Consider the following 234-nt stretch of genomic DNA (forward strand, 5'->3'; position numbering starts at 1 on the left):
GCCGCCGACGGTCTGCACCGTGGCGATCTCGGCCGCCTGTTGCTCACCGAACAGCAGCGTCTGCACCTGGCGAGCAAACTGCGACGAACCCTCGATCGGCGGATAGCCATGTGGGCGACGCAGCGCCAACAATCGCTGTTCGGCCGCCTCAACCGCGCGCATCAGCGGAATATTCCCCTGTCGGTCGTAATACAGACCAATGCCTAAATTCACTTTTTGCGGATTGGGGTCCTG

Annotated in this window: 1 protein-coding gene; it reads right to left on the reverse strand. The window is 61.5% G+C overall.

Annotated features, from left to right (window positions below; translation table 11 throughout):
- Positions 1-234: aminotransferase class I/II-fold pyridoxal phosphate-dependent enzyme (locus tag KMS84_RS44925; RefSeq protein WP_256921692.1), on the reverse strand; the 234-nt coding region annotated here is incomplete at both ends.

This window comes from Streptomyces hilarionis, assembly GCF_024539675.1.
Classification (GTDB): Bacteria; Actinomycetota; Actinomycetes; order Streptomycetales; family Streptomycetaceae; genus Streptomyces; species Streptomyces hilarionis.